The 12,618-nt window shown below is 57.9% G+C and carries 12 protein-coding genes; 6 read left to right on the top strand and 6 right to left on the bottom strand.

What is annotated here, in order from left to right:
* Positions 1 to 135: 135 nt before the first annotated feature.
* On the top strand, positions 136 to 321 hold the full coding sequence (locus VGE55_RS02455; protein WP_037031229.1) for a hypothetical protein: 186 nt from the start codon (positions 136 to 138) through the stop codon (positions 319 to 321).
* A 270-nt stretch (positions 322 to 591) separates the two neighbouring features.
* Here VGE55_RS02455 and VGE55_RS02450 read toward each other — a convergent pair whose 3' ends face one another.
* Together VGE55_RS02450 and VGE55_RS02445 are read right to left on the bottom strand one after the other, a co-directional pair.
* A complete protein-coding gene (locus tag VGE55_RS02450; RefSeq protein WP_331130138.1) occupies positions 592 to 3,123 on the bottom strand; it encodes a DUF2309 domain-containing protein in 2,532 nt (843 codons plus the stop codon).
* 12 nt (positions 3,124 to 3,135) lie between these two features.
* Complete coding sequence (locus VGE55_RS02445; RefSeq protein ID WP_331130137.1) at positions 3,136 to 4,671, bottom strand: NADH-quinone oxidoreductase subunit L; 1,536 nt, start codon at positions 4,669 to 4,671, stop codon at positions 3,136 to 3,138.
* 96 nt (positions 4,672 to 4,767) lie between these two features.
* Here VGE55_RS02445 and VGE55_RS02440 point away from each other — a divergent pair, with 96 nt between their 5' ends.
* Positions 4,768 to 5,658, top strand: coding sequence for a LysR family transcriptional regulator (locus tag VGE55_RS02440; protein ID WP_331130136.1), 891 nt, complete (start codon positions 4,768 to 4,770; stop codon positions 5,656 to 5,658).
* A 107-nt stretch (positions 5,659 to 5,765) separates the two neighbouring features.
* Here the strand turns inward: VGE55_RS02440 and VGE55_RS02435 are convergent, their stop codons facing one another.
* Together VGE55_RS02435 and VGE55_RS02430 are read right to left on the bottom strand one after the other, a co-directional pair.
* Positions 5,766 to 6,584 (bottom strand): SDR family oxidoreductase, encoded by an 819-nt coding sequence (locus VGE55_RS02435; protein WP_331130135.1) that lies wholly within the window; start codon positions 6,582 to 6,584, stop codon positions 5,766 to 5,768.
* On the bottom strand, positions 6,584 to 7,690 hold the full coding sequence (locus VGE55_RS02430; RefSeq protein WP_331130134.1) for a hypothetical protein: 1,107 nt from the start codon (positions 7,688 to 7,690) through the stop codon (positions 6,584 to 6,586). The genes VGE55_RS02435 and VGE55_RS02430 overlap by 1 nt, the downstream gene beginning before the upstream one ends.
* Positions 7,691 to 7,812: 122 nt before the next feature.
* On the opposite strand from VGE55_RS02430, the gene VGE55_RS02425 reads away from it, so the two are divergent.
* Together VGE55_RS02425 and rarD are read left to right on the top strand one after the other, a co-directional pair.
* Positions 7,813 to 8,454, top strand: a complete 642-nt coding sequence (locus tag VGE55_RS02425) for a TetR/AcrR family transcriptional regulator (protein WP_331130133.1) — start codon at positions 7,813 to 7,815, stop codon at positions 8,452 to 8,454.
* Between the two features lie 42 nt (positions 8,455 to 8,496).
* On the top strand, positions 8,497 to 9,375 hold the full coding sequence (gene rarD, locus VGE55_RS02420; protein WP_331130132.1) for an EamA family transporter RarD: 879 nt from the start codon (positions 8,497 to 8,499) through the stop codon (positions 9,373 to 9,375).
* On the opposite strand, the gene VGE55_RS02415 is transcribed toward rarD, so the two are convergent.
* The gene (locus tag VGE55_RS02415; protein ID WP_331130131.1) at positions 9,309 to 9,995 is read right to left on the bottom strand and encodes a DUF2238 domain-containing protein; all 687 of its coding nucleotides are present in this window, start codon (positions 9,993 to 9,995) and stop codon (positions 9,309 to 9,311) included. The genes rarD and VGE55_RS02415 overlap by 67 nt on opposite strands.
* Positions 9,992 to 10,924 (bottom strand): LysR family transcriptional regulator, encoded by a 933-nt coding sequence (locus VGE55_RS02410; protein ID WP_331130130.1) that lies wholly within the window; start codon positions 10,922 to 10,924, stop codon positions 9,992 to 9,994. The genes VGE55_RS02415 and VGE55_RS02410 overlap by 4 nt, the downstream gene beginning before the upstream one ends.
* A gap of 133 nt (positions 10,925 to 11,057) precedes the next feature.
* On the opposite strand from VGE55_RS02410, the gene VGE55_RS02405 reads away from it, so the two are divergent.
* Together VGE55_RS02405 and VGE55_RS02400 are read left to right on the top strand one after the other, a co-directional pair.
* Positions 11,058 to 12,170 (top strand): alkene reductase, encoded by a 1,113-nt coding sequence (locus tag VGE55_RS02405; protein ID WP_331130129.1) that lies wholly within the window; start codon positions 11,058 to 11,060, stop codon positions 12,168 to 12,170.
* A gap of 121 nt (positions 12,171 to 12,291) precedes the next feature.
* The gene (locus VGE55_RS02400) at positions 12,292 to 12,606 is read left to right on the top strand and encodes a nucleotide pyrophosphohydrolase (protein WP_331130128.1); all 315 of its coding nucleotides are present in this window, start codon (positions 12,292 to 12,294) and stop codon (positions 12,604 to 12,606) included.
* The last annotated feature ends 12 nt before the right edge of the window (positions 12,607 to 12,618 follow it).

The raw sequence follows: 12,618 nt of genomic DNA, 5'->3' as shown, positions 1-12,618 counted from the left end.
GTGACCCTGCGGGCCCTGTTGCGCCGCAAGCTGGGCCGGGGTGTCAGGGAGTTGCGACGCGGTGGATGACCAGAAGCGTTTGGTGTATGTACGGCTGGAGACCGCCGGGAAACTGACGCAGGCCAAACGGCGCATTTGGACCTGACAAAACTACTGCCCGCCACGGCGCGCAAGCTCCAGTTTGACCCCGGACAAAGTTTTGCTGGCAATGTCGTGGTTGAGCAAATCAATACCTTGATTGAGCAACGCTGTGCACTGACGATTCGGCGGCTCACCGACCCCGCCGCCGACAATGACGCAGCCGCCGAGCCCACCGTTTGAACTACCGTGCGGACACGGGTTCGATTCAGGGTTTGGGAATTGAACCGACATCCCATCGCAGACGAGCTTGATGCCCGTTTCCGGCGACCAGCATGGCTGAGAAACCTGCTTGCAGGTCTACAATCGGGCAGGCTTTTCGCTCCGGTTCGCAGCAACCCGCAGCGCTTCGATTCCGTACTTTCAATAGTCGTTTGATGCGGGGTACCACCCCACCACCAATTGAAGTCAAAAGGCCACCTCACGGTGGCCTTTTTGTTGATTTGTCACAGGCTAGATGGCTTGCCAGGCTTGCGCAACCCGCATCTCCAAACCCGTGCCCTCAAACCGCCACAGGTGTAACCAACCGTTGTCCACCAACTGCCTGACCACAGCGTGTTTGGACAGGATGGCATCGATGGCCTCTGCAGGGGCATCAATCACCACAGTGAGTCGAACAGGGTCATGAACCCAGCGCTGGCCATCATGCAGGGATTGGGTGGACAAACCGATCCGCAGGTCTCCTCCGTTGCCTTCAAATACGCCAATATGCCCCCCCACCACGTTGTGCAACAGTTTGTTCCCGCTGCCCAATCGCTGGGGGTCACAGGTGGAGGCATGGTATTGCCAATTGATCCAGTGAGTCACCAGCATCGGGGCGGTCATCAACAGTTCGAGCACACTGCGATCAGGGTCTTGCACCGGGTCGTAGTCGTGCAAAAACACGCGGCCTTGCAAATCCAAACCGCGGGTGCGACTGCGCGGTGCCATGATGAATGCCGCATTGCCCGCCAAACCCCACTCAGGGCGCGTTTGAGCGCCATCATTGGCGCGGCGGCGAAAACGTTGCAACAGGCTTTGAGCCGGCGCATCGGTGGGCAAACCCAGTCTGGCTGCACGCTGCCGGCGAACCACATCACCAGCGGCTTGGAAATCGGCTTGCACACGCTGCCACTCGGCCAAGGCCTCGGGTGGCAACAAATCCAGATCAAAGACCTGCAATTCATCGGTGGTGGTGTTGTGCAAGGCACCCACAAACCGGGTATTGGCGGGAATGGGCAAGCCCCGCTGGGCCAACCCTTGGCGTACATCCGCCCGGTTCAGCAGGCGGGCCAGCGCCCGGGCATTGACCTCGCCCGACTGGCCACAGCAAGCGCCGCAGTCCAACGCGGCAGCGTGGGCATTGTTGCTGGTTTGGCTACCATGGCCCACCAACAATACCCACGGGGCGAGCTGCTGGGTCAGGCCCATCGCAGTCAGAATACGCGCCGCCAAATCGACCTGAGCCACCGAATCCATGGTTTGTAAACCCGGCCGGCAATAGGCCCGATAACGGGATGGCAGGCCAATCAGGTCATCGCTTTGGCGTGCTGCGTCACTGGGCCGCAACCAACGCCCGAGCTTGCCCAAATAGCCAACGCCTGCGGCCTCCACATAGGAGTATGCCGCACCAGGCCAACGGCTGGCCGCACCCCACTGCGCCAGCCGCTGCAAACCCCGTTGACGTGCTTGCCCAGCCTGCTCAGTGGATTTGCGGATGTTGTCCGGTGTGGACTGCGGGTATTCGATCTCGTCCGACACACACAGGGTTGGTGCCAATAAGCCGGGCAATTGGGGGCGCTGAAAGGTAGAACCCAAGGGGTTGTATGCCACGGGCAACCCGAAAAAACCGGCAAAACCCAATGTTTGAATCGCCGGATTTTGCTGTTCCAGAGCGCGGCGCAGGGGCTCGCTGCGAACGTCGATGCAGAAGGCCGCCTGTAAAGCCACAGAGCTGACTGTGCTCACCGAGTGAGCCTGATGGTCGCCACTCAATGTGCTGGCCAACTGGCGCTGGTAAGCCCTGTCCCAAGCCTGTTGCCAAACCTCATCCACACACAGGCCTTGCTGTGCAGCCTGAAGGCGTTCGGGCGCATGCAGCCAGTCGGCCTTCAGGGCCGCAAAGGCCCGTTCGGTTGCTGCATCGTGTTTGCATTCCAGCAAAATGACGCCCCACGCCAGGCGAATGGCCAACAACTCGCGCAGGTGTGGGTCGTGCTCGCCTTTGAGCCCAGCCTGCCACCCCAGGTAGGCGCACCACGACGCCCAGCCCTGTACCGTGAGCAACACAGACTCCAGATAATCAGCCCACACAGCCTTCGGCAGACCGAGGCGTTGCACCACCCAGCGCTCGGCGTCCTGCCAAGTGGCCGGCAAAGCACTCAGACTGCGGCTCATGTGGGGCAGCCCCATCAGAACACCTATGCCATGGTCATGGGTGAGCGTTTCCCGCCAGAACGCATACAAACCGCCGCTGCGTTCAGGTTGCCAATCAGCCTGTTGACGGTCGAAATAGGCTGCACAGGTTTGGCTCACTTGGTGGGAAATGGCTTCACGCCACGACAGGCGAGTGTGGCGCAGGGGGTCATCATCCAGCACATCAATCAACAGGGGCAATTGCGCCAAGGCCATGGGTTGACGAAGCGCATCCAGACATTGTTGGGCATCCAGCGGCTTGGCAGAACCCAGGTCTGAGTGCTCAATGGCCCACTGCAAATCTGCCAGTCCGATCCGCTGTTCTTGCCAGGCCTTGTGGACTTCAATGCGGGACGGAAACACTCGAATACCCGCCAGCACGGCCATGCGCGCCGCCACCTCGCGCAGCGGCCTGCCGATGCGTTGCCAATGCGGGTTCACCGCGATGGCTTGGTCCAAGGGCCAAGTGGGGGCAATGGCGCCACAGGCACTGTGCACAGCCTCATCGAGCGCCTGCTGCTCAGCCTCAGTCCAGCCCTGCTGGGCAAAGTAACTGGCATACAGTTGGGTGGGGTCGGTGATTGCATTCATGTTGAAACATCCTTATTCGCTGCGCATGGCCGCACTGGAACCCCAGGCTGTCGGCCAAAACCGAAGTGCCAAACGGGTGAAGTATTCATCCACATAAAAGCCGGCGTAGCTCCAGCGTCGAAATGTGTTCATCCCGGTCCAGCCCAGTTGCAATGCAGCCAGCAGGGTGTACAGCAAAGCCATACCGGCCAACACCCAAACGCCCAGCGAATGAACGGGTTGATCCAGCGTGCCAAAGCCCAAACCATGGGCCAGCGAGGCAATCCCGGTGAGCCCTGCCACCAGCGTTGCGCCAGTGAACAGGCCATACAGGCCCGACCCCAGTGGGTTGGATTGGGTCTTGGGCAGCCAGAGCAGTGGTGCCCAAGCCAGTCCCAAAACACCGCTCCACCACCAAGGCCAGTGGATGGGTGCAAACCACACTGCCGAGAGCCACTGCACACCCGCCACCAGCCCAAGCGCCAAAGGTGCGGCCAGCAGCAGGCTGGGCTGCCAAACGGTTTGACGCCCCTGCATCAACTGGACGCGCGTTGACTGAACCACACCGGACGCCGACAAAAAGGCATGCGCCTTGTAGAGGGAATGACCGATGAGATGCAAAGCCGCGAGGGAATACAAACCCAGACCACACTCCACCACCATGAACCCCATTTGGGCAACGGTGGACCAGGCCAGGCGCACTTTGATGGTGATGCGGGTCAGCATCACCAGGCCCGCCAGCACGGCGGTTAACAGGCCCACCCCCACCAACAGGGTTTGTGCAGCGGGCACTTCACTGAGCAAGCTGGACAAACGGATAAGAACAAAGCCGGACAGGTTGACCACACCGGCATGCAACATGGCCGAGACCGGCGTGGGTGCCTCCATCACTTGAATCAGCCAACCGTGAACCGGAAACAGTGCCGTGCGCAACACCACCGCAATGGCCAGCAACACAGCAGCCCATGTCAGTGCAGTGTCGGGATTGTGGCTCAACAAATAGGCCTCAAGCCCGGACAAACGCAGGCTGCCGGTGGACCACCCCACCAGACCTGCGCAGGCCAGTAGACAAACATCGGCCAAACGATCCGCGATTTGCTTTTTGTGCGCTGCCAATTGTGCAAACGGGCGCTCGGGGTAAAAACACAGCAGTTGTTGAAGAATGATGCCCACCAGCGCCCAACTGCCGATCAACAGCAACCAATGGTCTGCGAGCAACAGGCATTGCACAGCAGCCAGCAAGCCAGCCAATGCCAGCGCATAGCGCTGTTGACCGGGTTCACCCTGCAAATAACGGGCTGAGAATGCACCGATCACGGTGCCCAGGCCTTGAACCAAAGGCGCCATCCATACCTGTTGCGCAGAGCGCTGAAACACCCACCAAACCTCACCGCTGGGCAATATCAAACCGCCCAGACTGCACAACACCGAGAACGTTGACAAGATGGAAAAACAACGCCATGCCTGGCGGGGAGAACGGGCTTGTGCTGCCATCCATCCACAAGCCATCAGCATGGCCACGGTGGGCGCCATGCCGAAGAACCAAGCCAAAACCGTCAGTGACATCATGTTTCTATCCCGCAGTGCAACAGGCGCCATGATGATGGCCTTTTCTTGTTCTGTAAAATACAATGATCAGAACCTTTTAATCGATTTATACGAACAATGAACCTTGAACAGCTCAACTTCCATCACTTGTTCTATTTTTGGCGGGTGGCCAAAACCGGGCACCTCACGCAGGCCGCTCGAGAGCTGCATACGTCACAGTCGGCGTTGTCGGCGCAAATTCGCCAATTGGAGGACCGATTGGGCGAACCACTGTTTCAGCGGGAAAACCGGCGATTGAACCTGACAGAAATCGGGCAGATTGTGTTGGCCTATGCCGACAACATTTTTGGTCTGGGGCAGGAGTTGCTGGGGCGCTTGGAGGGACGAAGCGAAGGCATGATCCGACTTCGTGTGGGCAGCGTAGCAACCTTGTCTCGAAACTATCAGGAAAACTGGATTCGCCCCTTGCTGGCCAACCCCAAGGTAACCCTGACCATTGAGTCGGGGCTGCTGAATGATTTGCTGGACCGCTTACTGCAACACCAACTGGATGTGGTGCTGGCCAATGAAGCTGTGCCCACCGACCCCAACCGCCCTTTGCATTGCCAGTTTCTGGGTAGCCAGACCATTAGCTTGGTCGGCCCTGCGAAACGCTGGAAGAACCGGACATTGCGCATTCCAGAGGACTTGCAAGGCCTCGAGATGGCTCTGCCTGGCCCCCGCCATTCCTTGCGCGCACAGTTTGACGCCCTGTGCCTGACTGCCGGGGTGAAGCCCCGACTGCGCGCCGAAATTGATGACATGGCGATGCTGCGCCTGATTGCGCGCGACAGTGGCTGGCTGGCACTGCTGCCCGAGGTGGTGGTGCAGGATGAATTGAAGTCAGGCTTGCTTCAGCGGGTGGGGTTTTCAGACCAATTGGCCGAATATTTTTATGCCATCACCAGCCCAAGGCGACACACCAACGAGGCGTTGGAACTGCTGCTGAAACGTCGGAAAACCGAATAAGCCCACTTTTTAATCAAGCTAAAGAAAAGCTCTGCCGGTCAACCACTTCCAACGGTTATCCACAACCCTGGGGTCAGTTATCAACACATTTGGTGGACAAATGCAGGTTACTTTTTCGTGGAAGACCAACCGGCCTGGATTTTCTGCTGTCGACGGCGCCCTGCCTGCTTGAACAAACCCAAGGCCTTGGCGCTCCAGTTGGGCGCCAACGAGGCGAGCTTCGCAGTGGCACCACGCCAGGCTGGCAATGACACCTCCACACAATGGGTGTCCAGCGCTTTGAGAATGGCCGCCACCACTTCGTCGGTGCGAAGAGCGCGAGGCCCTGAGAAGGTCAATTCGGTTTGAGGCTTGCCCAATTGGATATCCAGCATCGGGGTTTGAACGGCATCTGGACAAATGGTGGTCACTGCAATACCGTGCGGGGCCAATTCCAGAGCGGCACTCAAGGAATAACCGCGCACTGCAAATTTGCTGGCGCTGTACAAACTCAATCCAGGTACTGGCGACAACCCAGCCAGGGACGCGATGTTGATGATGTGACCCGCGTGATTGGGCAGCATGTGCTTGACCGCAGCCTGAACACCAAATACCGTGCCTTTCACGTTGATGTCCAGATGAAAATCAACTTCGCTGGCCGTGGCCTCATGCACCCAGTTTTCTTTCAGTACACCGGCCACATTGCACAGCACATCCAGGATACCCCACTCGTGGACCACCGAATCCAGCAATGTCTGCCAAGCCTGGGCGTCCCGAACATCCAGCGCAGCCAAACGGAGCTGATGTGCGTCGGCGTGACGCTTCAACAACTCCAAACCTGCCGTGTTGATGTCACAAGCGCACACCCGGTGGCCTTGCTCCAGCAACGCAATAACCAAAGCCTGACCAATGCCGGAAGCCGCACCAGTCACCACAAAATTCCTCATCAGGCCGCCTTTTTCAATGCAGGGTTTGAGATCAATTGACCGCTTTCAAATTCACCCATGCGCAACGTGGGTGCCGTCCCGGGAAACAACCAATGACCAGCCGACTCCGAAGAAGGCATGACATTTGGAAAACGTGGGTCCAGAAAACAGGGGCCCGCCATGGCCTTTTCCTGCACCATCGAGATGTACTGATCCACCACGTACTCTTGGGTATTTCCATTGATGATGACTTCAGCACCCGTGCGGGCTGCGTAATCAGCCAGCCCTGGAATGCGTGATTGAGCCGGCGCATAGGCATCCAGACTGACGCCATTTTCGCTGGTGACCAAGATACCCTGCGGTGTGTTGACCACAATCGAATGGTTGCCCTCAGTGTGGCCTTTGGTGCGCACCAAGGCCACAGAACCGTCCCCCAGAAATACACTGCCTTCCAACTGAATCACCCGGTTCTCCGGAATACCGCGGATACCGCCAGGGCAGTACCATTGGTTTTGCCAGGGGATCAAGCCGTGTGCGCTGGCCCATTCTTCCTTCATGACCAGCAGCTTTGCGTTCGGAAACAATCCGGGCTCATCCGGTGAGCCCAACCAACGGGTCAGGTTTTGTGTGTGCAGGTGGTCGTAGGTGATGTAATCCACCTGCTCAGGCTGTATGCCCAGGTTGGCCAAGGCACCCAGCACCGTATTGGTTTTGCGCAGTACCAAAGCTTCCATGACAGGCACCAGTGGACCAGCCTTTTTGTCCAGTTGGGCAAAAAAAGGCGTGGCGCGCTGGTGCTCCCAATCGGATGGGCTGGCCAGCAGCGTTTTAATACCATCAGCCGTGTGGAACTGGATCACGAAGAGCTTGTTGCACAGGTGAACAAAGGGCGCCAACCCTGCATACGCATTCAGGTACGCAAATTTGCTGGGGTACGGTACACGAACCAACTCCATGGCTTTGTAAAACTGCACCGTGGGATGCGTCAGCATGTCTTGACGGAACATTTCGCCAGCACGACGCACCGCTTCAACCCGGTCCATCGGGCGGGCAGCATCTCGCGTGCCGTCGAAATGATGAATGGCTCGCGTCAGCGTGGATTGTGCAATGTGAGTCGTCACTGCCATGGTTTGTCTCCTGTTCCGGAACGTGGCAAAAATACAGAACAATGCGGATTGTTGGATGCAGCGATTGCCCCTTACACTGCAGGCGAGTTGTTATTCGACAAGGCATCTTGTCACAATATACCATGACCTCACACGCCCTTCCCGCATCAAAACGGGTGTATCGCGGACAAGATTCTGCCACCCGGGCTGACGAACGCCGCCAGCGCTTGAAAGAAGCCGGACTGGCTTTGTTTGGCACACGCGGTTATGCCAACACCACCATTGAGGCCTTGTGCTCGGAGGCGAAGGTCACTGCACGGCATTTTTACGAGGAGTACCCCAGTCGCGAAGCCCTGTTGATGGCGGTCTACAACGACATTCTTCAAGACTTGAGCGCGGGCGTGTTGCAAGCGGTGTTGGCCAGCAACGCTTCCATGGACGAACAAATTGAGTTGGGCGTGAAAGCCATGGTGAAGCACTACCTGAAAGACCGGCGGCGGGCCCGGGTGGGTGTATTGGAGGTGGTGGGTGTCAGCGAAACCATGGAACGGGCACGGCGACACGCCATCAACACCATGGCGGGTTTGTTTGAGCAGTTCATGGCGCAACTGGCGGCCCGCGGTGAATTGCCCCAACGCAACCACCACCTGTTGTGCGTGGCCTTGGTGGGCGGCCTGAATGAATTGCTGGCCGACTGGTTGATGGCTGAGAAGCCGTTGAGCATTCCCAAACTGAGTGCGGAAGTGGGCGCAATCCTGCGGCTGGTGATGAAAGGTCTGCGATAATCCGTTGGGGTCGGCGTGGCCCATCACAGGGGCAGATTGAACATGGTTCGGGGGGTTGTTTATTCGGTGTTGGCCTCATCCCTGTTTGGGTTGATGTATTACTACACCTCGCTGTTGCACCCCTTGTCCAGCGAACAAATTTTTGGCTGGCGCATGCTGCTCACCGTGCCCATCATGGGGCTGATGATTGTGCTGCTGGGCGAAACCCATCAACTTCAAGACCTGTTGCGCCGACTGCACCGGGAGCCCATTCTGTGGATTACCCTCCCCACATCGTCGGCCCTATTGGGTTTGCAGTTGTGGCTGTTCATGTGGGCACCTGCCCATGGCAAAGCACTGGAAGTGTCGCTGGGCTATTTCATGCTGCCGCTCACCCTGATCGCCATGGGACGGCTGGTATACGGCGAGCGCTTAAGTGTATTTCAAATGGTGGCTGCTGGCTGCGCGGCCGTGGGCGTGGTGCATGAACTGATTCGGGTCGGTGGCTTTTCGTGGGCTTCACTGGCGGTGTGCATGGGCTATCCGTTTTATTTTTATTTGCGTCGCCGAATGCACACCGACCAATTGGCTGGCTTGTGGAGCGACATGTTGCTCACCCTTCCCTTGGCCGTCTACTTTGTGTTTTGGGGGGAGTCCGGCCAACATTTAAAAGCCCAATTTGAATTGCGCCCAGTGCTGTCGGTCTTGGTGCTGGGCTTGGGCACCATCAGTTCAGCCGCGCTGGTCAGCTACATCTTGGCCAGCCGCCGTGTGCCGTTCAGCCTGTTTGGACTGCTGGGCTACGTGGAGCCGGTGTTGCTGGTGTTTGTGTCGCTGCTGCTGGGCGAGCGCATTGGGCCATCCGAGTGGTTGACTTACATTCCCATCTGGTTGGCTGTGGGCGTGTTGGCGTTGGAAGGCTTGGTTAAATGTCGTATTTGAGCACTCTGCAGCGGCCCCAACACGACTTGCGCCAACAGACCGGCACACAAGGCCCAGAACATGTCGGACTGGGTGTCCCACACATACCCTTGCGTGCCTAAAAAATCATCCGCATTGCCACCCATGGCCAAGGCGGCCCACCACTCAATCAGTTCATAGAAGGCACTGAAGGCCAACACCACACAGGTGATGAGAAAAAACCGCATGGCTGCGGTGCGCACCTCGTTTCGGCGAATCAGGATTTCCCGCACCAACAAGGCGGGCACAAAGCCCTGCATGAAGTGCCCGATTTTGTCATAAGGGTTGCGGGTCATGCCCAGCCAGTCTGCAATCTGAAACCCAAGTGGCACGCGTGCATAGGTGTAAGCCCCGCCCATGATCAACACCAGGCAATGCACAAAAACCGCGATGTACAACACCGTGGTTAACGGAAAGCGGCGATGGCTTGCACACATCAAGGGCAAGGCAATCAACACTGGCAACACTTCCATGAGCCAGGTCATGCGGTCGTAGGGTTTGTAAGCCGACACCAGCAAAGCACCCAGAATCAAACCCAACCCCACCAGCAGCCAAGGGCGTCGAGGGTCCATGGATGATTGGTCGGAATCGGTTGGGCTCATGCGGTGCGCCTGTGGGTGCTCATCAAGGGTGAAATATCGGGATCGCTGGCAAATGCATCTTCGAAAAAGCCTACCACGCTGTTGACCTTCAGGGAGGGGCGGCGCGCCGGTTGAAACACCACATTCAGCGGCAAGGCAGAGGGTTGATAACGGGCCAAAATGACCTGTACCCGGCCTGACCGCAAGTCGTCACCATAAATCCACAGGGGCGAATAGGTAATGCCCACGCCTTCCAGCACAGCTTGGCGAATGGCTTCGGAACTGTTGGACTGAAAATTGCCCTCCACCGCCACTTCAATGGGTGCGTTGCTGCGCGAATAAAACACCCACTGATTGGGGTTGGCAATACCGGTGTAAATGAGGGCATTGTGGTGGCGCAAATCACTGGGGGTTTTGGGCTCGCCCCGCGCTGCCAAATAGGCTGGCGAGGCAATGGCTGCACGGGTAACCGTGCCCATGCGGCGAGCAATCAAGCGGCTGTCTTTCAGTTCGCCCACGCGAAAGGCCACATCAATGCCAGCGGCCACCAGGTCAACAAAACTGTCATCCAGTTGCAAATCGACTTTGAGTTTTGGAAAGCGTTCGTACAGGGCCGGCAACCGCGGCACAATGTGCAGGCGCCCAAAAGCCACCGGGGCAGCCATGCGCAACAAGCCACTCAACTCATGCTCGGCCCGGTGCACTTCCAGCCGAGCCTCCTCCAACGTGTCCAACACCTGCAGGCAACGTTCGTAATACAGCGCACCCGCCTCGGTCAGCGAATGGCTGCGTGTGGAGCGCACCAACAACACAGCACCCAATTGGGCCTCCAGGGCTTGAACCTGCTTGCTGACGGCCGATTGTGTGGTGTGCTGCTGACGGGCCACGGTGGAGAAGTTGCCACTTTCCACCACCCTGACAAAGGTCTCCATCAAACGCAAACGGTCCATTTGCAACACCACTCATTCCCGACAGGAATAAATACTATCACTTTTACTGACTAGCCCTAAGCTTTTGGAATACGCATAATGAGCGCTCTTTGATGCACTGCACACAGTGAACAATCCGTATTCAGGAGTACCCATGAACAAAACAATCGCTCAAACAAAACTGTTCCAGCCTGGCCGCATTGGCAGCATCGAGGTAAAAAACCGCATCGTGATGGCCCCACTGACCCGCGGCCGCGCCGATGAAGCCGCAGGCGACATTCCTGGCAGCCCCATGAATGTGGAGTACTACCGCCAGCGCGCCAATGCCGGTCTCATCATCAGTGAAGGCACCCAGGTTGCCCCGGCTGGCAAGGGTTACATGGCCACACCCGGCATTTACTCGGATGCGCAGGTGGAAGGCTGGAAGCCAATCACCAAAGCCGTGCACGACGCGGGCGGTAAAATCATTGCACAAATTTGGCACGTGGGCCGCATTACCCACCCAGACCTCACCGGCGGTGCACACCCGGTGGCCCCGTCGCCCATCAAGCCCAATGTGGTGGCGTATACCCACAATGGCAAACAGGAAGTGCCGGTGCCCCATGCACTGACGGTGGACGAGATCAAACAAGTGGTCCAACAGTTCCGCAAGGGGGCCGCCAATGCCCTGAAGGCGGGTTTTGATGGTGTTGAAATTCACGGTGCCAATGGCTACCTGATTGACCAGTTTCTGCGGGACGGCGCCAACCAGCGCACCGATGTCTATGGTGGCAGCCCGGAAAACCGCATTCGATTTGCACTGGAAGTGGTGGATGCGGTGATTGCGGAAGTTGGCGCCGGTTGCATGGGCATTCGATTGTCGCCACTCACGCCATTCAATGATTTGTCAGACTCCAACCCCCAAGCCACTTTCGGCCTGTTGATTGAAGAGCTGAACAAGCGGGGTGTGGGCTTCATCCACATGATTGAAGGTTCCACCGGCGGTGACCGCAACCTGCCCGGCTTTGACTATGCCTGGGCCCGCGCACACTTCCAGGGCACCTACATGGTCAACAATGGCTACACCCGCGACATGGCCATCGAAGCCGTTGAACAAGGCAAGGCGGATGCTGTGTCATTTGGTCGGGCTTACATTGCCAACCCGGATCTGGTTCAGCGTTTCCTGAGCGATGCGCCATTGAACACACCCAACCCACAAACCTTCTACACCCCCGGGCCCGAGGGTTACATTGACTACCCGGCACTGGAAGCCAGTACCACCGCCTGATGTTGATGACTCAGAGCCCCTACCCCCAGGCTCAATGAGGTAAACCCGAAGGGCCTGCGTTGACACAGCGCAGGCCCTTTGTGTAGGTTAAGCGCCTCCACACTCTCTTTGCGCCTCCAGAATGTCCAACCGCGATTTGAATGCCCTTCGAGAAGCCTTGGTGGCCTTTGCAGACGCGCGGCAGTGGGACACTTACCACTCACCCAAAAACCTGTGCATGGCCCTGTCTGTGGAAGTGGCTGAGCTGACAGAACACTTTCAGTGGAAAACGGAAGCCGAATCCCGCACACTGCCGGACGCTGAGCGCCAGGCGGTGACGGATGAAGTGGCCGATGTGTTGCTCTACCTGCTGCAAATCTGCAACAAGCTGAACATTGACCCCGTGGAAGCCGGGTTTCAGAAAATGGCCAAAAATGCCCTGAAATACCCGGTATAACCGAGGGTCAAT

The sequence above is a fragment of the Limnobacter sp. genome (genome assembly GCF_036405155.1).
GTDB lineage: Bacteria > Pseudomonadota > Gammaproteobacteria > Burkholderiales > Burkholderiaceae_B > Limnobacter.
This window is presented reverse-complemented; position numbering and strand designations above follow the sequence as displayed.

Bases quoted from the DNA above. Each gene is read 5' to 3' on its own strand.
- VGE55_RS02415 (WP_331130131.1), bottom strand. From the start codon at position 9,995: ATGAGCCCAACCGATTCCGACCAATCATCCATGGACCCTCGACGCCCT.
- VGE55_RS02435 (WP_331130135.1), bottom strand. From the start codon at position 6,584: ATGAGGAATTTTGTGGTGACTGGTGCGGCTTCCGGCATTGGTCAGGCT.
- VGE55_RS02400 (WP_331130128.1), top strand. From the start codon at position 12,292: ATGTCCAACCGCGATTTGAATGCCCTTCGAGAAGCCTTGGTGGCCTTT.
- VGE55_RS02410 (WP_331130130.1), bottom strand. From the start codon at position 10,924: ATGGACCGTTTGCGTTTGATGGAGACCTTTGTCAGGGTGGTGGAAAGT.
- rarD (WP_331130132.1), top strand. From the start codon at position 8,497: ATGGTTCGGGGGGTTGTTTATTCGGTGTTGGCCTCATCCCTGTTTGGG.
- VGE55_RS02440 (WP_331130136.1), top strand. From the start codon at position 4,768: ATGAACCTTGAACAGCTCAACTTCCATCACTTGTTCTATTTTTGGCGG.
- VGE55_RS02445 (WP_331130137.1), bottom strand. From the start codon at position 4,671: ATGATGTCACTGACGGTTTTGGCTTGGTTCTTCGGCATGGCGCCCACC.
- VGE55_RS02425 (WP_331130133.1), top strand. From the start codon at position 7,813: ATGACCTCACACGCCCTTCCCGCATCAAAACGGGTGTATCGCGGACAA.
- VGE55_RS02430 (WP_331130134.1), bottom strand. From the start codon at position 7,690: ATGGCAGTGACGACTCACATTGCACAATCCACGCTGACGCGAGCCATT.
- VGE55_RS02450 (WP_331130138.1), bottom strand. From the start codon at position 3,123: ATGAATGCAATCACCGACCCCACCCAACTGTATGCCAGTTACTTTGCC.
- VGE55_RS02405 (WP_331130129.1), top strand. From the start codon at position 11,058: ATGAACAAAACAATCGCTCAAACAAAACTGTTCCAGCCTGGCCGCATT.